This window comes from Psychrobacillus sp. 05T411 (assembly GCF_056396485.1).
This window is the reverse complement of sequence record NZ_JBFTLO010000007.1, coordinates 46027-67664: the sequence shown is the minus strand read 5'-3', so window position 1 is coordinate 67664 and position 21638 is coordinate 46027. Positions and strand designations below refer to the sequence as shown.

The window sequence follows — 21638 nt, the reverse complement described above, 5'->3', positions numbered from 1 at the left end:
CGGCTTTATATTATGCGTTTTTTTCTACAAATTGAACTAATGCTTCTTTTGGTTGGAAACCAACTGCTTTGTCCACTGGTTGACCATCCTTAAACAATACTAATGTTGGGATTGACATAATACCAAATTGACTAGCAGTTGCTTGGTTTTCATCCACGTCGACTTTTACGATTTTTACTTTATCGCTCATTTCAGCGTCCATTTCTTCTAATACAGGAGCAATCATTTTACAAGGACCACACCATGTTGCCCAAAAATCTACTAATACTAATCCTTCCTCAATTTCTTGTGAGAAAGTCTGATCTGTTCCATGAACTATTGCCATTAAAAATTCCTCCTTTGGTTAACTCTAAATAGATTATAGCAGACTCATATTGCTACATCTACATATTAGCTTACACGAAAAGCGCAAGCGCCTATTCTGCCCCGACAGGCAAATGAGGAAAAGCGAGGAGGCAGCTCCTCAGCCACCACAGCTTTTTCACATTTGACCCCGAGAGGCAAGGCGCTGGAGCTAGATCTATAAAGTAAAAAACTCGGCTCTAACAAAAGAGCCGAGTTGCTTTTAAGCATTTACTTTCAACTGTTTAAATTCTTCCGTAAGCATTGGGATAACTTCGAATAAATCGCCAACAATACCGTAATCTGCCACTTTGAAAATATTTGCTTCTGGATCTTTGTTGATCGCTACAATTATTTTCGAGTTCGACATACCCGCTAAATGTTGAATCGCTCCAGAAATACCTGCTGCAATATAAAGGTCTGGAGTAACTACTTTACCAGTTTGACCGATTTGTAGTGAATAATCACAGTAATCAGCGTCACAAGCACCACGAGAAGCTCCAACCGCTCCACCTAGCACATCTGCAAGTGCTTTCAATGGCGCAAATCCTTCTTCGCTCTTCACTCCACGTCCACCAGCGATGACTACTTTTGCTTCAGATAAATCTACACCTTCAGATGATTTACGAACTACTTCTTTAATAATTGTACGAAGGTTTGTAATATCCACCGATAATGAAGATACATCCGCTGATTTGCTGTCGTCTTTTGCAAGTGGTGCGATGTTGTTTGGACGAATAGTAACGAATTCGATACCATCTTTTACTTTCACTTTTTCGAATGCTTTACCAGAATAGATCGGGCGAATGTAAACAGCCTTCTCGCCTTCTCCTTCAATTGCAGTAACATCAGATACAAGTCCAATTTGCAGTTTACTAGCAATTTTTGGAGAGATATCTTTTCCTAAAGCTGTATGTCCGAAAACGATCGCTTCTGGATTCTCTTGTTCAATAACAGCTAGCAATGCTTGTCCATAACCGTCTGATGTATATTGTTTTAAATGTGGATGTTCTACCGTAATCACACGATCTGCACCATATTTGCCAAGTTCCAATGCTAGATTTTGCACTGAATCTCCTAATAGAACACTAACAACTTCTCCGCCATTTGAAATTTGTTTTCCAGCAGCGATTGCTTCATAAGAAACATTACGTAGTGCACCTTCACGTGCTTCCGCAAGTACTAATACTTTTTTAGACATATTCTTTTCCTCCTAATTTAAGTTAATAATATTCGCTTAAACGACTTTTGCTTCCGAATGAAGTAAGTGAACTAACTCTTTCACTTGGTCAGCTAGCTCGCCTTCTAATACTTTTCCTGCTTCCTTTTTAGGAGGTAAATAAATTTCTAGTGTTTCTGTTTTCGCTTCTACATCGTCTTCATCTATATCTAAATCATCTAGTTCTACTTCTTCTAATGGTTTTTTCTTAGCTTTCATAATTCCTGGAAGTGATGGATAACGAGGTTCGTTAAGCCCTTGTTGTGCTGTAACTAAAAGTGGTAATGATGTCTCCAGAATTTCTGTATCCCCTTCCACGTCACGTTTGATCGTTACAGTTGTCCCATCAATCTCAAGATTTGTAATCGTTGTGACATAGTTAATACCTAAAGCTTCTGCGACACGTGGTCCAACTTGTCCAGATCCACCATCAATAGCTACATTACCAGCTAATATTAAATCAGGATTTTTATCTTTTAAGTATTCGGAAATGATATGAGCAGCTGTAAATTGATCCAATTCTTCTACATCATCTTCCACATTAATAAGAACAGCTTTGTCAGCTCCCATAGCAAGTGCTGTGCGAAGTTGTTTTTCCGCATCTTCTCCGCCTAATGTTAGAACAGTCACTTCCCCACCTTGTGCATCGCGAACTTGAATTGCTTCTTCGATCGCATATTCATCGTAAGGATTGATGATGAATTCTGCTCCGTCTTCTTGGATTTTACCGCCACTTACTACGATTTTTTCTTCTGTATCAAATGTACGTTTCACTAAAACATAAATGTTCATTTAGTTATCCTCCCCTAGCGTAATATTTATTTACCTTTAAAAACTGGTTCTCTTTTTTCTAAAAATGCAGAAATACCTTCTTTTGCATCGTCTGAAACAAAAACGCTTCCAAAAACATTTGCTTCTGCTCGAACGCCTTCATAGTAAGAGGCTGGTTTTATATATTGGAGCATTTCTAACGCCGCTTTTACAGCAACTGGGCTTTTCTTTGCAATTTTAGTTGCAAGTTCTTGTGCACGGCTAAATAATTCTTCTTCTGGATATGCATGATTGGCTAAGCCAACTTTCACCGCTTCTGTCCCACTGATTGGTTCACTCGTTAACAGTAATTCTGCTGCTTTTGCAAATCCAACATAGCGAGGAAGTCGTTGCGTTCCAGCAAAACCAGGGATTAGACCTAATTGTAGTTCTGGAAGCCCTAGTTTAGCGTTTTCTGACACAAGTCGTATATGACAGCTCATCGCTAGCTCAAGGCCCCCACCAAGTGCAGCTCCATGAATTGCTGCGATAACTGGCTTTGAAAATCTTTCTAATCTTTCGAAAATGAGTTGTCCACTTTCAGCTAATTCAGAAAATTCTTCACCTGAAGAAACGGAAGTAAATTCTTTAATATCTGCACCAGCAGAAAAGAATCTCCCTTCTCCTTTAAGCAGTAGAACACGAACAGCATCATCGTTTTCAACTGCATCTAAAAGATCATTTACTTCTAAAATTACCCCTCTTGCTAGTGCATTTGCTGGTGGACGATTCAGTATAACCGTAGCTACACCATCCTCAATTTCCCATGACAAGAATCCCATTTACACAACTCTCCCCTTTGTTATTCTTTTATAGCATTTAATAACAGACGATGTACTTTTGGGGTCAAATCTATTAAATTATATTTATATTCATTCATAACCCAAGTTGTTGTCGTCTCATCTATTGTACCAAAAATCATTTGTCTTGCTAAGCGAATATCTAAATTTTGCTCAAATTCTCTATTTTCAATACCTTCTTTTAATATGGAGTCTAGTAGGACTAAGTAATTTTTTAAAATGGCATTAATACGTAAACGTAGGGCCAAATTTGACTGTCTCAACTCTAACTGGGTAACAGTTGCTAAGTGATGATCACTTGCAAGTACACTAAAGTGATTTTCTATCATCTTTAATAGTTTCTCCGAAGCGTTCGCATCTATTTCAATTATTTGCTTTAAGTTTTCTGCGAATACTTCCATTTTTTCTTCAAATACGGAGATTAATATGTCTTCTTTGTTTTTAAAATACAAGTAGATTGTCCCATCCGCCACACCAGCTTGTTTTGCAATTTTAGAAACTTGTGACTGATGATATCCATTTTCTGCAATAACTATAATGGCAGCATCTATAATTTGCTTATATTTTGGCTTTTCTTTTTTCAATGTATTCACCACCAAATGATCAATTACTTGCGAATAATATAAAAATATGAATGATTACTCATTCATATTTTTATATTATATTTAATTTTCAGTACTGTCAATATACAAATCAAATTTATCCTAACAAATCGGAAAAGTTAACCTTCCGCTGCTTGTTTTAACTTTTCTTTTTCTTCCTCTATTAAAGTTCTTCTTAAAATTTTACCGACGGCTGTTTTTGGCAACTCTTTTCTGAATTCATATATTCTTGGTACTTTAAAAGCAGCTAAATTTTCACGACAGAATTTATTTAACTCCTCTTCTGTCACTGCTACTCCCTCTTTTAATACAATATACGCCTTTACCGTCTCTCCACGATATGCATCTGGCACCCCTGCTACGACGCATTCTTGAATGGCAGGGTGTTCATATAGCACTTCTTCCACATCTCGCGGGTAAATATTATAACCCCCTGCAATAATCATATCTTTTTTCCGGTCCACCACATAAAAGTAACCGCTTTCATCCATATAACCTAAATCACCTGTAAGTAACCATCCGTCACGCATGGTCATTTCTGTTTCTTCCGGACGATTCCAATAACCTTTCATGACTTGAGGACCTTTAACTGCTATTTCTCCAATCTCCCCCGGTGGAAGTGGTGTTGTTGACTCTAAACTAAAAATTGCTGCATCTGTGTCTGGCCAAGGAATACCAACAGTTCCCTTTACCCGGTGGTCACTATAGATTAAATTGGCAAGTGCTACAGGAGAAGTCTCCGTTAATCCATACCCTTCTACTAATCTACCACCCGTAACTTGTTCAAACTTTTCTTGAACTTCTACAGGTAGCGCAGCGGATCCACTTAAACAAGCTACAATAGATGATAAATCATATTTTTGTACATCCGGATGATTTAATATGCCAATGTAAATCGTTGGTGCACCCGGAAATAGTGTTGGCTTTTGCTTATCGATGGTTTTAAGTGCTGTTTCCACATCAAACTTTGGTAGTAAGATCATTCTATTTCCTAACATAACAGCTAATATCAATACCGTAGTCATCCCGTACACATGAAAAAATGGTAAAATGCCTAGTATGCTTTCTTCACCTTTTTTACATTTATACAACCACGCATCACACATCGATGCATTCGATATCAAATTTTTATGCGTAAGCATAACACCTTTTGGGAATCCAGTAGTGCCGCCTGTATATTGTAAAAGTGCAATATCTTCTTCAAAACTAAAAGGCATTTCGATCGGATTTGCTTTGGCCACTTTCATAATTTCGGGGAATAAGTGATTGATTCCTCGATGTTCTACCTTCACACTGAATCCATATTGTTTCTTTTGAATGAAAGGATATACTACATTTTTAGGAAAAGGTAAAAAGTCTTTAATACCTGTAAGAATTATATTTTCAAGCTGTGTTTCTTTTATTACTTTTGAAATACGTGGATATAAAATATCTAATGCTAAAATTACCTTTGCTCCTGAATCTTTCATTTGATAAGAGATTTCACGTTCTGTATATAATGGATTTGTTTGCACTACTATTGCTCCTGCGTATAATGCACCGTAATAACCAATAACTCCTTGTGGACAGTTTGGTAGCATAATAGCCACCCTGTCTCCTTTTTGAATGCCTATCATTTGTAAATAGTTTGCAAATTTTAAAGAAGATTCATAGAGTTCTTTGTAAGTGACGTCTTTGCCCATGAAATGTATGGCTATTTTTTCTGGGAATTTGTTATACGATCTTGTTAAATATTCTTGCACTGGTATAGATTCATAGGTAAGCGTATGCGGAATTTCAGGTGGATATTGGGAAAGCCAAATTTTCTCAGTCATTATTATACCCCCTTCTATCGTAATAATTGGAACATTCACACTTTTATTATAAATATAAATGAATGACAATTCAATTTATATTTATATATAGAAAAAAAAGACTGTTGTGAATTGTTTTTCTCAACAGTCTCTAAAATGAGCTGTTCACTCATTCTATTAATTCATTACTACATATATTATTCCTACAAGGACAAAAAGTATGCCTACAGCAACTAAAACTTTCGACAATTTTTCCATTACGATCGCTCCTATGAAATACTTGCTCCTATAACAAATGATAAGCCCACTGAAATAATGAGGGAAATAAATCCGACAGAGCGATTATCTTGTTCTATTTCTTTATCTACATTAAAACTTGGCGTCAAAAATTCAAATAACCAATAGGCAATGATAAGAAGAGTAAATCCGAATAAGCCCCAACCAATCATTTGGAATAAGGAGTTATGTTGTTCGATGGAATATTTAAAAATATTACATACGCCAAAGATTTTTCCGCCAGTGGCCATCGCAACAGCGACATTTCCTTTTTTGATTTCTTCCCAGTTTTTATACTTGGTAACAATTTCAAATATAACCATGGAAACAACTAAACATAAAATAACTACACTAAAATAACCAGCTGACTCCACAAGTGGGTTTGACCAAAAACCAGAAAGCAACATGTTAAAAACCCCTTTAAATTTTTCTTACTTTACGTGTGAGTAGTTAAAAAGTTTCAAATTCTTTTTACCTATTTTAATTCGACTACCGTAACTCCGTAACCACCTTCTCCGGCTTCACCGAAACGGTAGCTCTTCACACGAGAATGGTTTTTCAAATATTGCTGAATGGCTTGTCTTAATACACCTGTGCCTTTTCCGTGAATGATCGAAACACGTGGGTAATTTGCTAAAATAGCATCATCCAAATATTTTTCTGTTCGAATTAGTGCATCTTCGTATCGCTCTCCGCGAAGGTCAAGCTCCAATTTCACATGGGAATCCCTGCCACGAACTGCATTGACAGAAACCGTTTGCTTTTGTTTTTCCGGTTTAATATATTCTAAATCAGATTCATCCAATTTCATTTTTAGCATACCAATTTGAACTGACCATTCAGACTTGGAAAGTTTATCCAATAAGGTCCCTTTTTGCCCGAAACTTAGTACTTTTACTTCATCTCCAGCTGTTAACTCTTTTGCACGTTCGTTTAATTTCTTTTGTTTTTTTAATACTGGATTTGTTGGAAGTGCTGCGTCCAAACGTTTTTTCGCATCAATCAGTTCATGGTCTTTTACAAGTTTATGTGTATTTGCTTGCATTTTACGAAGATCACTTATGATTTCATCTGCTTCACGTCTAGCGTCTTCAATAATTTTTTTTGCTTTATCTTTTGCTTTTTGTTCTAATTGCTCTTTCTTTTGTTCCAGGTCTGCTAGTCTTTGTTCTAGATCTACTTTTACTTGTTTTGCTTCTTCTAACTGCTCTTCTGTTTCTTCTGCATCTTTTTCGGCTTGTCTTCTACTAGCTTCTAAAGAGGCAATCATGGAATTGACTTCCCCACGATCAGTTCCCGTGTATGTTTGTGCTTGAGAAATAATATAGGCTGGTAAACCTAGTCGCTCGGAAATTTCAAAAGCATTACTACGTCCTGGAACCCCTATAAGCAATTTATACGTAGGGCTTAATGTTTCGACATCGAATTCCACACTTGCATTCGCTACACCTGGTCGATTATAGCCGTATGCTTTTAGTTCTGGATAATGCGTTGTGGCCATTACACGTGCGCCCGTTCCATGCACAGCATCCAAAATGGAAATAGCAAGTGCCGCTCCTTCTTGTGGATCAGTACCAGCACCGAGTTCATCAAAAATGATTAATGATTTTTCATCATATTTTTTCAAAATATCTACAATGTTCACCATATGGGAAGAAAATGTACTCAAGCTTTGCTCAATCGACTGCTCATCGCCAATATCCGCAAATACCGATTCAAATAGTGCTACTTCGGAACCGTCTAATGCGGGAATTGGAATACCACTTTGTGCCATTAATGTACATAGTCCCACCGTTTTTAGTGTCACTGTTTTACCACCTGTATTTGGTCCTGTAATAACGATCGCCGTAATATCTTTTCCAAATTCGATTGTATTGGTAACTGCAGTGTCTATCGGAATAAGCGGATGTCTTGCTTTTACTAAACGAATATACCCATCATTATTAATAATTGGCATCGTACATTTCTCTGCTTGTCCATATTTAGCTTTTGCTAGAACCACGTCGATTTCGCCTAATATATTTACTAATAAGAAGATGTCATGTCCGACTATTTCTACTTCTGCTGTCAATTTGATCAGTATGCGTTCGATTTCTTCTTGTTCTTTTACTTTTAAACTGCGGATTTCATTATTGATTTGGACGACTGCTGACGGTTCGATAAATAAAGTTTGACCCGAAGACGATTGATCGTGGATAATCCCACCATAATGACTGCGGTATTCTGATTTCACTGGAATTACATACCGATCATTTCGAATCGTAATAATGGAATCCGAAAGCATTTTAGATGCATTTGCACCTCTTGTATAGCTTTCGAGTTTTTCTCGCACGCGGCTAACTTGTATTCGCAATTGCTGACGGATTGAACGTAGTGTACTGCTTGCACTATCTAGTACAGCTCCATTTTCATCGATACAATCATTTATCTCATGTTCTAATGCAGTAAGTATAGGCATTGCTTCTTTTTTCTCTAGAAAATGGGGTATTGCTACATCTTCTGATTCCACTACATTTTCTAAAAACTGACGTAAAATTTTACTCGCCCGAATCGTACTTGCCGTTTCCATTAATTCGATTGGACTTAGCATCCCACCAATTTGTGCTCGTTTTGCATGGGGACGAATATCTGTAATGCCGCCCATTGGAACATTTCCCCGTAATCGAAGAATAGACAATCCCTCATCCATTTCTTCCAATAGCTTAGTGACTTCCGCAAAATCTACTGAAGGTACTAGTTTGTCCATATGGCTTTTGCCAACAGAAGAAGTACAATATTTTGCCACTTCTTCTCGTATTTTATAATATTCTAACGTTTTCAGTGCTCTTTCAGCTATCACCGTGGCACCTCCTCATTATTTCTTAATAAACTGTTTAAACTGTTCTAACGTCCAAGTGTTTACGATTGACTCTTTGTGTAGCCATGCTTTTTGTGCGTAGCGTACACCGATATCCATATATTTTAGTTGATCGATATGATGGGCATCCGTATTGATCGCAATAGGTAGACCTTTTTCTTGTGCCAGTTTTAAATATTCTGTTTGCAAGTCCAGTCGATATGGGTTTGCATTTAATTCAAGCATTTTACCGTATTCTTTTGCCCATTCGATTAAGGTTGGCACATCTGGATTATATCCATCCCGTTGTTCAATAATTCGCCCTGTTGGATGCGCAATCATATGAACATAGGGATTTTTGACCGCATTATGTAATCGTTCCATAATTTTTTCTTGAGGTTGACTAAAACTGGAATGGATGGAAGCAATGACAAAGTCTAATTGTTTTAATAAGTCATCATCAAAATCGAGCGATCCATCTGGAAGAATATCCATTTCGGTACCTGCGAAAATTTCGATATCTGTGTATTGGTTATTTAATTCGTGAATTGCTTCAATTTGTTTTAACAAACGTTCTTTAGAAAGTCCATTTGCTACTTTTAAATAATCGGAGTGATCCGTTATAACGATATGTGAATACCCTTTAGTCCGACTAGCTTCCACCATTTCCTCGATGGAATGGGCACCATCCGACCAAGTTGAGTGCATATGAAAATCGCCTTTTATATCTTCAAGCCTAACAAGTAATGGCAATTGGTCCAATTTGGAAAACTCCGAGCCATCTTCTCGAACCGATGGAGGGATAAATGGTAAGTCGAAATAAGCATAAAATTCCTCTTCGGAGTTAAAATGCTGCATGGATCCATCTGCTAGTTCCACTCCATATTCACTGATTTTCTTTCCTTGTTCTTTTGCGATTTGTCTCATTTTAATATTATGGTCTTTAGAGCCCGTAAAATGGTTTAATGCTGATGCGTATTGATGTAATTCGACTAAGCGGAAATCAACGTCAATCTCATGTTCACCATCCAGTGTAACAGAAACTTTTGTATCTCCTGCCGCAATTATTTTTAACACTGGTAGTTCTTTTAAAAGGCCTTCTCGGACTTCTTGAGCTTTTGTTGTAGCGATGATAAAGTCAATATCTTTACTGGCTTCTTTGACTCTTCTGTAAGAACCGGCAACCGAGTATTTTTCAATCGCCTGTATAGCGGCTAGTTTACTTTCAATCATTTCAACAATCGGTTCCAGTTGCCAAACAGCAGTACGGTCTGGTTTAGATTGTAAGTTCTCAATTTCCGCAAGAATTTTCTGTTCTGTTTTCGCTGCAAATCCAGCCAATGATTGTACTTTTCCTGCTTCGCAAGCTAATTTTAGCGCATCTATGGAATCGATTTGTAATTCTTTATATAACTTCGCAATTTTTTTACCACCAAGCCCTGGTATTTTCATCATTGGAAGTAAACCGCTAGGAACTGAATCTTGAAGCTCTACTAATAAGGAAGAAACACCCGTATTTAGTAAATCTTCAATAACGGCACCGGTTGAAGCACCTATTCCTTTTAAAGATAATATATTATCCATCTCGGCTAAGCTACGCGAATCAAGTTCTAACACTTGTGCAGCTTTTCGGAAAGCCGACACTTTGAAAGAGTTTTCTCCTTGTAATTCCATATACAATGCAATTTTTTCTAATGTATTTATGATTGTTTTTTTATCCATGAGAAGAGCTCCTTTCATTGCAAAAAAACTTCCCTCTAGTGAGAGAAGTCACTTTTCTATATAGATATACCACCAATTCTTCACTAGTTCCGATAAAATCGGCGTATGTTCCAACATCCATCCGGTTAAAATGGAGTTCGATATTAAATTTTGAATAAAATCAATTGGTAATAGGGCTAATACATATAGTAATACGAATACGATAAAGTAAAACTCGATAAAACCTAATACTGCCCCAACAAGATTACTTACAAAGCCTAGTATTGGCAAATACTTTAAGAAATCAAACATGGATGCGATCAACTGTAAGGCAAATTTCACCGCTATAAAAATAAGTACAAATGCAATCACCCGGTAAAAAGTTTGGTCTAACTCCAAATTATCTACTGCAATGGTTAACTTTGACCCAGCTGTTACCGCTGGAAATGGGATCCATAGAACAAATTTATCCGCAAGTGGTTTATAATAAGTGTACGCAACAATAAGTGCAATGATAAAACCAGTCATATGAATAAGTTGGACAATAAGCCCACGTTTTGCTCCGGTGATTAAACCGGCTACTAATAAGATTAATATAAGAATATCAAACATTTTTTCAGTCCTTTAATTTTTTCAATTCTGCTTCTAGTATTTCTAATTGCTCTTTAACTTTTATGTAATCGTTTACGGCATTTACTGCAGTAAGCACCGCAAGTTTCGGAATATCTAGCTGACTATTATGTGCCTGTATCTCTCTCATTTTATCATCCACCATAGAGGCAACAAGTCGCATATGACCAGTAGTTTCGGAGCCTACCATATTATAAGTTTGCCCATATATATCAACAGAAATTCTCGTTTTTTGCTGTTCTGACAAAGCCATACCCTCCTTGCAAAATCCTAATTACAATAATAACACGAAATAGAATACGATGTGAAGAAAGGAACAATGGAATGTCAAACGAAGTATTATTGATGCGACCCGATGAAATTGAAAAAGTAAAAGCATATTATGCTAAATATAAAGTAGAACGATCCGCTCCTGGAGTTATTTTCGCTGCAAAATTAGCAGATACAGCAGTGACCATCTATAAATCCGGAAAAGTCATGTTTCAAGGAAATGGAGCAGCTAGAGAAGCTTCACATTGGAGTGGAACTTCGAATAATCAAACGAAAAAAATATCCACTAGTAACGCAAAAGGCGATACACTGCCAGAAAACTTTGATTCACTTTCTGTCATTGGTTCAGATGAAACAGGGACTGGCGACTACTTTGGCCCAATTACAGTAGCAGCTTGCTTTGTTCGAGAAGACCAAGTAGAGCTGGTGAAAGAACTTGGTGTAAAAGATTCGAAAATGCTGACGGATGATATTATGCGTAAGATAGCTCCCGATTTAATGACCACTTTAACACATAGCGTGCTCGTGTTGAAAAACGAAAAATATAACGATATACAAAGTCGCGGATGGTCCCAAGGGAAAATAAAAGCGCTGATGCATAACCAAGCACTTAAACATGTGCTGAAAAAAATGGCGCCGGAAAAACCAGCCTATATATTAATTGACCAGTTTGCAGAACGTGGCATTTACTATAATCATATTAAAGCGGAGAAAGAAATAATCCGGGAAAATGTATTATTTTCTACTAAAGCGGAGCAACTCCATGTTTCCGTTGCAGCTGCTTCTATCATTGCAAGATATGCATTTTTAAAGGAAATGGACCGGCTGACTGAAATAGCTGGCACAACCATTCCAAAAGGAGCGAGTAGCAAAGTCGATGAAATTGGCGCTAGAATTTATTTAAAGCATGGGGAAGATTTTTTAAAATCCATCACAAAATGGCATTTTGCGAATACTGGGAAAGCGATGAAACTTGCGAACAAGAGAAGGTTTTAACTGAATTGGGTCGTTATTTTCAAATAAATGGTTAAGGGATACTAAATACATTATGTAGGCAATCATTTTGATGATGAAAGCAATTAAATCTCCTATTAGAGCAACTATTTAAGTTTTCAAGCAACCAATTTACCCTTGGAAGCAACCAACTAGAAAAGCTTAAAGGAAAATGACAAATTTCCTTTAAGCTTTCAATTTTTGAAGCTCTTTAATTGATTATGCCAATCCCGTTCTTAATTTGTTTACACCAAACTCTAAGTAGCCTTTTAAACATGTCAACATGTATACCCAACCTTCTTTATTGCCAATTAGCTGCTGAATAAAATCTGGATCGTCTTCTTTAAATCCTTCCTCGCTCACTTCAACTAATGTACTTTCATCACTTTGGGCTGTAAACGTAATTGTGACAATATGTCCTTCTTCATTTGGATCCCATTGATACACAATTTTTTGATTGTCGACGATCTCCATTACTTTAATCTCACCGATTGCATTATATTCTTTGTATTCCAATTTAATGGTCTTCCCTTGTTGCCATCTTTCTGAGCTCGATGAGAACCAAAAATTTCCGATCTTCTCAGGGTCAACAAATGCTTCAAAAACTTCATTTGCAGGCTTTAATATATTCATTTTCGTAAGGTTGTTCATAGTCTAACTCATCCCTCTTTCTGCATGTTTTATAATTCTTTGTATTAGTGCTTCTACGGTTTCATTTTTGGCTAATGTTGGACTTTGACCTGACCAAAGCGACATAAAGTCTGTATTATTTTGGGAAGATGAAGCTTTACGAATTGATTGTGTTAGTGTATTTTGAACCGGGTACATAAGAATTTCTACCTCATCTTCTTGCATTTCAATTGTAAATTTATTTTGGATGCCTCTTGCCCATTTTCCAGAGAATGCACGCGTTAACACGGTATCTTCATCTTTCGCATTTAGAATTGCTTCTTTGTGAACTGGATGTGCTCCGCTTTCTTCACATGTTAAAAAAGCAGTTCCCATTTGAACAACTTTTGCTCCTAAGCTTTGGGCAGCAATTAATCCTCTACCATCCATAATGCCTCCTGCTGCAATTACTGGTATAGTGACTCGATCTGCCACTTGGGGAATTAACGACATTATTCCAATCAAACCTTCTTCATGTCCACTTAAAAAGTTCCCCCTATGTCCTCCCGCTTCACTTCCCTGTACAACGACTGCATCCAGTCCAATTTTTTCGATAGTTTCTGCCTCTACAACCGTTGTGGCAGTGCCGATTAAAATAATAGCATGCTGTTTTAACTGCTCAATAATTTCAATAGTAGGAACCCCGAAAGTAAAAGAACAAATTGGTACTTTTTCTTCTATAATAACTTGTATTTGTTCATTGTACACTTGAAGTGCATTTTCCATACTTGGAAGCATTTTTTGTTCGTTTTCCATGTTTAATTGCGTACGGAATTTCTGTAATAAGTTGCTCGCTTTATTCCATTCATGTTCTGTTACTTCAAATTCGTTTGGCACAAATAAATTAACTCCAAAGCTTCCGGATGTCAGTTGCTTCACTTCTCTAATTTGTTCGCGCAATTGCGCAGGACTTAAATAACCTGCTCCAATCATACCAAGTGCACCATTATTCGTAACAGCAGCTACTAATGACGAAGTCGTAATCCCTCCTGCCATTGGCGCTTGGATGATTGGGTAATCTATTTTTAATAGTTTTGTAAGCTTATTCGTTAGCATATTTACCCTCCGATTTCATCTCAAAAAGCAACACCACTTATGATGCTGCTTTTATCTTTGTACCTCTTAGAGTTTAAAGTGATATATCCATTTTATTCAGTCCACTTTTTTCTAGAATATCGAGATTTTTTCGCGAAGTATGAAAAAAATAAAACTCATGATCCGGCTTTTGTTTGTGCAACTCAGCATGCCTTCTTAACGCTTCCATAGAATCATCGAAACGATCAAGTACTGCAATGTCTTCTACAAATCTCTTATTGTCGTTTGAATATGCACTAATTGCCTCTATAACAACCCATTGGTCTGGATAAGTCTGCCTTACTTCTTCCCATTGCATTGCGCTTCATCCCAATTTATTCAATGTAAAATAATGACCACCTCAGTATAGTGTCATGGTCTGCTTTCTTAATATAATTATACCAACATCAAAACAAACATCAAAGGAACTATATCATGTCCGCCATTTTGAGAACGATTATAAAATTACTCTTCCTCTATTTTCTTCGCTCATTTCCCCGTTTAAAGTTCCCAGTGATTTTTGCTAAAATTAATTGTTCTTCTTTTTCGTTTTCTGCTTCTTCTATTCTTTCTAAAAATTTTTCTGCTTCTTTACCTTTCAAAGTTTTCACACGTTTTCCGTGAAATTCTATAAAAACAGTATCATCTTTCGTAATTCGATAACTAAAAGGTTCTTCATCCAACCTATTCCTTTTATCAATATTACCCATTGGGGGACCTCCATAATTTTTCTTATCATTCACTTTCTCTATAGCGATGGATTTTTCCTCTTTCCTATTCTATAAGCTCAATAATTATGCTATTATATTCCTTCTGAATGCTTTTTCACTACTACAGTCAGATACAATTAAAGGAATCATTCCGTTCTAGGTAAGGAGAATTTATTTGAAAATACAAGTATTGCTAAAAGGGTATAATTTTTTATTTTTCGGTTTGCTGGCACTCTTTATTCCCTTTTTACCGGTATATTTGGGTGAACAAGGATTATCTGCTAGTGAAATAGGTTTAATTATTGGAACTGGAGGCTTTGTGACACTGATTGCTCAGCCATTATGGGGATTAATAAGCGATAAGACCAAAACTATTCGTAAGGTCATGCTATTACTCGTTTTCTTCACTGCAGTTTCGGGTTACTTTTTATTTAACGTAAATAGCTATGTATTACTGGTTGTTTTTGCATTGTCCGTTTATTTTTTCCTCATGCCACTTGACCCGCTTACGGAGAGCTTAAATTTCACGGTTTCTGAAATGGCGCGCATCAGCTATGGTTCCATTCGTACATACGGGGCACTTGGCTATGCAGTTTTATCATTAATTGCCGGGTTTGCAATGGATTATTTCGGGATGGGCAGCATCTCTATATTATTTGTCATGTTGGGACTGATATCATTCGGCATCATTTGGTTTATGCCCAATGTACAAGCTTCATCGAAACCGATCACCATGGCCGGACTGAAACAAGTATTAAAAAATAAAGAAATGCTATTATTTTTAGTATTGGTATTTATAAGTTCTGTGCCAGCACGTATGAATGACACATTTTTGGGGATTCATATGCTAGCACTTGGAGGAGACACTTCACTAGTAGGAATCGCCTTCTTTATAGCAGCCACTAGTGAAATTGTTATTTTTGCGTTAAGTTTTTGGTGGCTTCGTAAGGGCAAAGAGCTTGAGATGATAACGATTGCGACGTTTTTCTACTTCGTCCGCTTCCTAGCATCTGCTTTTGTCACAAGTCCAATTGCGCTGGTAGTAGTTCAACTATTGCAGATGGTCACATTCCCTATTTTTTATACTGCTGCAATTCAATATTTATACCAAATAATGCCGAAAGAATGGAGAGCTACTGGTCAAACCGTTCTTGCTCTATTATTCTTTGGACTGTCTGGTATTATCGCTTCTTATGCAGGGGGTTATATATATAACGAATTAGGTGGCCATACGTTTTATTTCATTAGTTCAATCATGTCATTTGTCGGTGTATTGTTTGGTATTTTCTTAATGATTCGTAAACGGAAAATAAGCTAATAGGAAAGGAGCTTGGCCTACAAATTGCCTAGCTCCTTTTTATTTATCCCATCTCTTCCAAATTCAAAATATTATATCGCACTATTAAAAATATTCTTATTTTTAATCGTAAATCAAATATATTCGTAGTATAATAGAAACTAGATGAAGGAAAACGCTTTCAATCTAAAGGGATTTTATGGGGGGGATAACTATGGAACTCGTTCTCAATCAAAGACAAGAACAAAGCTTAACGATGACTTTTCAACTAAGGCAAGCCATTGAATTATTACAATACTCCACTTATGATCTATATGAATATATAAAAGAAAAAGAATTAGAAAACCCATTAATCGAACTAGAAGAACATACGAAGGATTTTTCATTCGACGAAAGATCCACTAGAAAAGTAGCATCTTCTAGTACCTCTAAACAACTTATTGACTTTGTAAAAAGTCGAGAAATTTGTATGAGAGAAAAGTTATTTAAAGAAGCAAAATTACTATTTAAAAGTAAAGAAGATCTGAAACTTCTCCATTATATTATTTATAATTTAGACGATAGTGGTTATTTTCTGATAAAAGATCATGATGCTTTTGACGAGAAAGCTATTGAAAGAGGCATTCTCCTTCTACAACAGATTGGACCAGTTGGAATCGGTGCTCGAAGCTTGCGGGAATGCTTGCTTTTACAAGTAAAATATGAATTTCCTGAAGAGAAATTAGTCGAAACTTTAATTGAAAATCACTTAGATTTATTAGCAAATAGAAAATGGAATGAGATTGCACGTTATATGAAAATCTCGTTGTCTGACGTAAAAGTGATGTATGATTTTATTCAAACACTTAACCCAAAACCATTTTTCGGTATTTCTGATGGATCGGTGGAGTATTTAAACCCAGATATCATTGTGGAATATAAAGAAGGAAATCTCTCTTATTATTTAAATGACGGATACTTACCTGAAATTCATTTTAATAATGAGTATGCGGGATTACTACAAGAAAAGGATGAAACGTCCAAATACATAAACAATCAATACACGCAATATAAATGGTTGTTAAGTAGTATTGAGCAACGGCGTTCCACGATATTGAAAATAATAAAGGTACTTTTAGACAAACAAAAAATGTTTTTTACAGAAGGACTCGGCGCTTTAAAACCACTGACCTTAAAAGAAGTAGCAGTGGAAATTGACATGCATGAATCTACTATAAGTCGGGCAACAATGCACAAAGTCATACAGACACCACGAGGTACATTCGAACTGAAGTCATTATTCACTTCAAAGTTAGAAACAGCAGATGGAAGTTCCATTTCCCAAACAGAAGTTAAAGAACTTTTAGCCAGTTTTATCAAAAATGAAAACAAAACGAAACCATTTTCCGACCAAAAAATAGCAGATTATTTGAATACCGAAAGAGGGATTAATATATCTAGACGAACGATTAGTAAATATCGAGAAGAACTTAATATTCCCTCTTCTAGTTTACGGAAGGAAATTAGTGTTTAAATATATATAAAGAAGGGACAACGATTTTTATTTCGTTGTCCCTTCTTTTTATATGCCAATACTCTTTAGAACTCCAATTATTTCAAATCATCTGCTCGTAAAATATGCTGTGCAAGTTCTTCCATTTGATCAGAAATAGCACGGTCCGTATCTAATGGAGGGCATATTTTTCTTACTTTTTCTAAATAATTTCTCGTTGCTGGTGCCAATTGATTTTCAGCTTTTTCCAAGTAGATTGCTTGAGAAGCACATATTAACTCAATCGCTATTACCCGTGCACTATTATGAATGATTTCTCGTGCTTGGCGAGATCCGATTGTTCCCATACTAACATGGTCTTCCTGGTTTGCCGATGTCGGAATAGAGTCAACACTTGCTGGGTGTGCAAGTACCTTATTCTCAGAAACAAGTGCAGCTGCAGCATATTGTGCTACCATCAAGCCACATTCTAAGCCTGGATCAACCGCCAAGAAAGGCGACAAGCCGCTTAATTGTGGATTGACAAGTCTTTCCGTTCTTCGTTCCGAAATATTTGCCCATTCAGCTGCTCCTACTTTCAAAAAATCCATTGCTAGCGCAATCGGTTGACCATGAAAATGTCCACCTGAAATGATTTCGCCACTTTCTAAAATAATTGGATTGTCTGTCGCTGAGTTAATTTCAACTTTCAGTCTATCCTCTACATAATTAAACGCTTGCCAAGAGGCCCCATGTACTTGCGGTATACAACGAATAGAATAGGCATCTTGCATTCGGATTTCTCCTTGATGAGTAATCCGTTTACTTCCTTCTAACCATTTTCTCATTCTAGAAGCAACGAATTCCAATTCTGGATGCGGGCGCACAGCCAATAATTCACTATCAAAGGCGGAAATAATACCTTGTAATGCTTCCATCGTTAAACACGCAGCCATATCTGCGGCTAACCCAACACGCTCTGCCTCATTTAGCGCTACTACTCCAACAGCGGACATTGCTTGCGTCCCGTTAATCAAGGCAAGACCCTCTTTTGCTTCCAATGAAACTGGAGTTAACCCAGCGCGTTTAAGTGCTTCTCCACCGGATAGTATCTCTCCTTCATACTCCGCTTTCCCTTCACCTATTAATACGATGGCAATATGAGATAGGGGTGCTAAGTCACCACTCGCACCAACAGAACCTTTACATGGAACAATGGGATGAACACCTTTATTAATCATCTTTACTAATAATTGAAGTGTATCTTCTTTAATCCCAGAGAATCCTTTCGCTAGCGCATTGGCACGAAGCACCATCATCGCTCTAACAACTGCTTTTGGTAATGGATCGCCAACGCCCACAGCATCAGCTCGAAGTAAGTTTAATTGTAATTTGGCAATGTCTTCTTTTTCAATCTCAATATCACTTAATTTTCCGAACCCTGTATTCACACCGTAGATGACTTTTCCGTCCCTTAATTGCTTTTCAATACGTTCGCGACTTGCCCGTACTCTTATTAAGTCCGCTTCAGGTATTACTACTTTTGCATTTCCGTATACAACGTTTTCTATTTTATGTCTATCTAAGGTAAGCCCGTCTAGTTCTACTAATGTGTTTACTTCCGGTCTATCTAGCTCAATTGTTTTTTCAACTTTCATCTTTTCCCACTCCTTCTAATCGTTAAGCTTGTTTATGTGTTGCATACCATTGTTCAATTAATGCTGTTGTAAGTCTACCAGTGTTTATTAAATTTTCTACGCTAATACATTCTCTAAATGAATGAATGTTTTGAAACCCATTACCTAGTGTTAAACAAGTCAGACCATTTTCGTTCAGTACATTTGTATCTGCTCCGCCAAGTGTTTCTGTAAGATAGGGCTTTACATTTATATTTAGAGCAGCCGATTCAACTGTTTTTGTTAGTACGTGATCTTTCGGAATATCAAATCCACTGTATTTATTTTCAATTCTAATGTGGAGRTTTCCGCCATTTTTCTCGGCGGCTTTTTGCATTGCTTCTTCCATATGTTTTAACTGTAGTTCCAATTTCTCTTTTGAAAAACTGCGAACTTCACCTGCTACTTTCACTGAACCTGGTATGATTGATGTTAGCTCGCCACCTTCCAAAATCCCTATATTTGCGAGCGTCTCTTCATCAATCGTGCCAAGTTTCATATTCAATAATCCTTCTGCTGCAATAAGAAATGCACTATTCCCTTCTTCTGCATTCAAGGCAATATGTGCTGCTTTCCCTTGAACTTCCATCCAAATTCGACTACTATATGGCCCTTTTAAAATGATTTGCCCTACATCGCCGCTACTATCAAAAATATAACCAACTTTACTTTTTGCCTTACTATAATCCATATGGGTTGCTCCGACAAGACCTGGTTGTTCATTAACCGTTAATATAAGCTCAATCGGTCCATGCGGAACACCGCTTTCAATAATTGCCCGAACACCTTCTAAATAGGCTGCTAATGCTGCACGGTCATCTGCTCCTAATATCGTCGTTCCGTCGGAATAAATTACACCATCTTTAATAACCGGCTTTAGGTTTTCAGTAGGTAATACCGTGTCCATATGTGTGGAGAAAAATAATGGTGGAATCGATGAATCAGTTCCTTCTTTCCAAGCAATCAAATTACCAACTTCTCCGTTAAATTTTATATGTGCGCTATCAAATTCAAGTGTAAATCCAAGTTCAGTTAGAGCCTTGACTAAATAATCAGCTACAGGTTGTTCCTTCATACTTGGACCATTTATTTTCGCGAGTTCCAGAAATAGATTTAGTAAACGTTCCTCATTTACTTGTTCCACAGCAGTAGAAGCGGATAATTGATTTTTTGTCATTTGATTTCCTCCTATTTTTGAGTTTACCTACTAACAACAACTTTTCCATTTTTAATAACTGTTTCTACTATATTTGTCCCAAGTTCATATGCAACATGCTTATAGGTAGGAATATCCCAAATCTGCAAATCTGCTAATTTACCAACTTGAATCACTCCACGATCCTTCAAATTAAGAGCACGTGCTCCACCGTAAGTTGCCGCTTTAATAGCTTCTTCTACTGTGAATTTATACAATCGGCAAGCAAGATTAATAACAAACTGCATAGACTCCGTATAACATGCCGGACAAAGATCTGTTGCGAGTGCTATATTCATACCTAAGTCAAGCATTTTTCTTGCTTCAAAGGGTTGCTTATGACCCACCGCAAAATCAAGCGCCGGCATTAATACACCAGTTACTTCCGACTTTGCTAGCTTCTCCATCACATCTTCAGGTGTGAAATTCAGATGATCTACAGAAACCATGTTCATCTCCACCGCTAGATCAGAACCACCAATATATGAATATGCATCTGCATGTAATTTCGGTTTCATCCCATGTTGCAATCCTGCTTGTAATATTTTCTTAGACTCTTCTGCTGTAAAATATCCTTCATCGCACCAAGCATCACAAAATTCTGCAAGTTTTAACTCACCAACTTTTGGGATCATTTCATTTATAATGATTTCTAGATACTCACTTTTTGTCATACCTTCTGGGATACCATGGGCCCCCAAAAATGTATTGAGAACATCCACTGGTGTTTCCTTATTAAGCCTTCTTCCAACTTCAAGGATTTTAATTTCACTTTCCGTCGTCAAACCATATCCACTTTTACTTTCGATCGTCGTAATTCCATATTCTAGCATTGATAACATTCTTTTTTTCGATTGTTGAAATAATTCTTCTTCCGATGCATGACGTGTTAGTTCGATTGTTCGGTTCGGACCAGTTGTAATTCCAAGCTCTTTCAAGTTTTCAGCAACATCGCCCGCTAATTTTGCTGCATATTCTTCAACTCTCGAACCATTAAAAACAAGATGTGTATGACAATCAACAAACCCTGGTGCAACAACTTTTCCAAAAGCATCAATACTAGTTGAATTGTCTATGTCAAATTGGTTGTTTATCTCTTCTTCAGATCCAACCCCAACAATTTTGTCGTCATTAATAGCGATCCATGCATTTTGAATAACTCCGATTTCTTGCATACCATTTCCAGTGCAGGTAATTACTTCAGTTGCATTACAAATGACTAAATCTACTTTTGTCTTCACTTTAGTTTCTGTGTTCATTCAAATACCTCCATA

The 21638-nt window shown here is 36.9% G+C and carries 21 protein-coding genes; 3 read left to right on the top strand and 18 right to left on the bottom strand.

What is annotated here, in order from left to right; all coding sequences use genetic code 11:
• Positions 1-10: 10 nt before the first annotated feature.
• The 11 genes from trxA to zapA form a co-directional block, all read right to left on the bottom strand.
• Positions 11-325, bottom strand: a complete 315-nt coding sequence (trxA, locus tag AC1DFT_RS07185) for a thioredoxin (protein ID WP_093266742.1) — start codon at positions 323-325, stop codon at positions 11-13.
• A 240-nt stretch (positions 326-565) separates the two neighbouring features.
• Positions 566-1543, bottom strand: coding sequence for an electron transfer flavoprotein subunit alpha/FixB family protein (locus AC1DFT_RS07180; protein ID WP_477918514.1), 978 nt, complete (start codon positions 1541-1543; stop codon positions 566-568).
• Between the two features lie 36 nt (positions 1544-1579).
• A complete protein-coding gene (locus tag AC1DFT_RS07175; RefSeq protein ID WP_477918513.1) occupies positions 1580-2353 on the bottom strand; it encodes an electron transfer flavoprotein subunit beta/FixA family protein in 774 nt (257 codons plus the stop codon).
• Positions 2354-2379: 26 nt separating this feature from the next.
• Positions 2380-3153 carry an enoyl-CoA hydratase gene (locus AC1DFT_RS07170; RefSeq protein ID WP_477918512.1) on the bottom strand — a complete coding sequence of 258 codons (774 nt, stop codon included), beginning with the start codon at positions 3151-3153 and terminating at the stop codon, positions 2380-2382.
• A 20-nt stretch (positions 3154-3173) separates the two neighbouring features.
• Complete coding sequence (locus AC1DFT_RS07165; RefSeq protein WP_477918511.1) at positions 3174-3755, bottom strand: TetR/AcrR family transcriptional regulator; 582 nt, start codon at positions 3753-3755, stop codon at positions 3174-3176.
• Between the two features lie 137 nt (positions 3756-3892).
• Positions 3893-5587 (bottom strand): long-chain-fatty-acid--CoA ligase, encoded by a 1695-nt coding sequence (locus AC1DFT_RS07160; RefSeq protein ID WP_477918510.1) that lies wholly within the window; start codon positions 5585-5587, stop codon positions 3893-3895.
• 248 nt (positions 5588-5835) lie between these two features.
• On the bottom strand, positions 5836-6249 hold the full coding sequence (locus tag AC1DFT_RS07155) for a DUF350 domain-containing protein (RefSeq protein WP_477918509.1): 414 nt from the start codon (positions 6247-6249) through the stop codon (positions 5836-5838).
• Between the two features lie 68 nt (positions 6250-6317).
• Entirely contained in the window at positions 6318-8681 is a 2364-nt protein-coding gene (locus AC1DFT_RS07150; protein ID WP_477918508.1) for an endonuclease MutS2, read from the bottom strand.
• A gap of 15 nt (positions 8682-8696) precedes the next feature.
• Positions 8697-10400 (bottom strand): DNA polymerase/3'-5' exonuclease PolX, encoded by a 1704-nt coding sequence (gene polX / locus AC1DFT_RS07145; RefSeq protein ID WP_477918507.1) that lies wholly within the window; start codon positions 10398-10400, stop codon positions 8697-8699.
• A gap of 48 nt (positions 10401-10448) precedes the next feature.
• Positions 10449-10991, bottom strand: coding sequence for a CvpA family protein (locus AC1DFT_RS07140; protein ID WP_477918506.1), 543 nt, complete (start codon positions 10989-10991; stop codon positions 10449-10451).
• 4 nt (positions 10992-10995) lie between these two features.
• Positions 10996-11256, bottom strand: a complete 261-nt coding sequence (gene zapA, locus AC1DFT_RS07135; protein ID WP_477918505.1) for a cell division protein ZapA — start codon at positions 11254-11256, stop codon at positions 10996-10998.
• A gap of 77 nt (positions 11257-11333) precedes the next feature.
• Here zapA and rnhC point away from each other — a divergent pair, with 77 nt between their 5' ends.
• Positions 11334-12275 (top strand): ribonuclease HIII, encoded by a 942-nt coding sequence (rnhC, locus tag AC1DFT_RS07130; RefSeq protein WP_477918504.1) that lies wholly within the window; start codon positions 11334-11336, stop codon positions 12273-12275.
• A gap of 216 nt (positions 12276-12491) precedes the next feature.
• Here the strand turns inward: rnhC and AC1DFT_RS07125 are convergent, their stop codons facing one another.
• The 4 genes from AC1DFT_RS07125 to AC1DFT_RS07110 all read right to left on the bottom strand — a co-directional run bounded on the left by AC1DFT_RS07125 (position 12492) and on the right by AC1DFT_RS07110 (position 14725).
• Entirely contained in the window at positions 12492-12923 is a 432-nt protein-coding gene (locus tag AC1DFT_RS07125; protein WP_477918503.1) for an SRPBCC family protein, read from the bottom strand.
• A 3-nt stretch (positions 12924-12926) separates the two neighbouring features.
• The gene (locus tag AC1DFT_RS07120; RefSeq protein ID WP_477918502.1) at positions 12927-13997 is read right to left on the bottom strand and encodes an NAD(P)H-dependent flavin oxidoreductase; all 1071 of its coding nucleotides are present in this window, start codon (positions 13995-13997) and stop codon (positions 12927-12929) included.
• 73 nt (positions 13998-14070) lie between these two features.
• Positions 14071-14334, bottom strand: coding sequence for a hypothetical protein (locus tag AC1DFT_RS07115; protein ID WP_477918501.1), 264 nt, complete (start codon positions 14332-14334; stop codon positions 14071-14073).
• Positions 14335-14491: 157 nt separating this feature from the next.
• Complete coding sequence (locus tag AC1DFT_RS07110; RefSeq protein ID WP_477918500.1) at positions 14492-14725, bottom strand: hypothetical protein; 234 nt, start codon at positions 14723-14725, stop codon at positions 14492-14494.
• Between the two features lie 175 nt (positions 14726-14900).
• Here AC1DFT_RS07110 and AC1DFT_RS07105 point away from each other — a divergent pair, with 175 nt between their 5' ends.
• Entirely contained in the window at positions 14901-16043 is a 1143-nt protein-coding gene (locus AC1DFT_RS07105; RefSeq protein WP_477918499.1) for an MFS transporter, read from the top strand.
• A 193-nt stretch (positions 16044-16236) separates the two neighbouring features.
• Positions 16237-17535 carry an RNA polymerase factor sigma-54 gene (gene rpoN / locus AC1DFT_RS07100; protein WP_477918498.1) on the top strand — a complete coding sequence of 433 codons (1299 nt, stop codon included), beginning with the start codon at positions 16237-16239 and terminating at the stop codon, positions 17533-17535.
• Between the two features lie 77 nt (positions 17536-17612).
• Here rpoN and hutH read toward each other — a convergent pair whose 3' ends face one another.
• Genes hutH through hutI form a run of 3 tightly spaced genes read right to left on the bottom strand, consistent with a single transcriptional unit; the run spans position 17613 to position 21623 of the window.
• Positions 17613-19151, bottom strand: a complete 1539-nt coding sequence (gene hutH, locus AC1DFT_RS07095) for a histidine ammonia-lyase (RefSeq protein WP_477918497.1) — start codon at positions 19149-19151, stop codon at positions 17613-17615.
• Between the two features lie 22 nt (positions 19152-19173).
• Positions 19174-20346 carry a M20/M25/M40 family metallo-hydrolase gene (locus tag AC1DFT_RS07090; RefSeq protein WP_477918496.1) on the bottom strand — a complete coding sequence of 391 codons (1173 nt, stop codon included), beginning with the start codon at positions 20344-20346 and terminating at the stop codon, positions 19174-19176.
• Between the two features lie 23 nt (positions 20347-20369).
• Positions 20370-21623 carry an imidazolonepropionase gene (hutI, locus tag AC1DFT_RS07085; RefSeq protein WP_477918495.1) on the bottom strand — a complete coding sequence of 418 codons (1254 nt, stop codon included), beginning with the start codon at positions 21621-21623 and terminating at the stop codon, positions 20370-20372.
• Positions 21624-21638 lie beyond the last annotated feature (15 nt).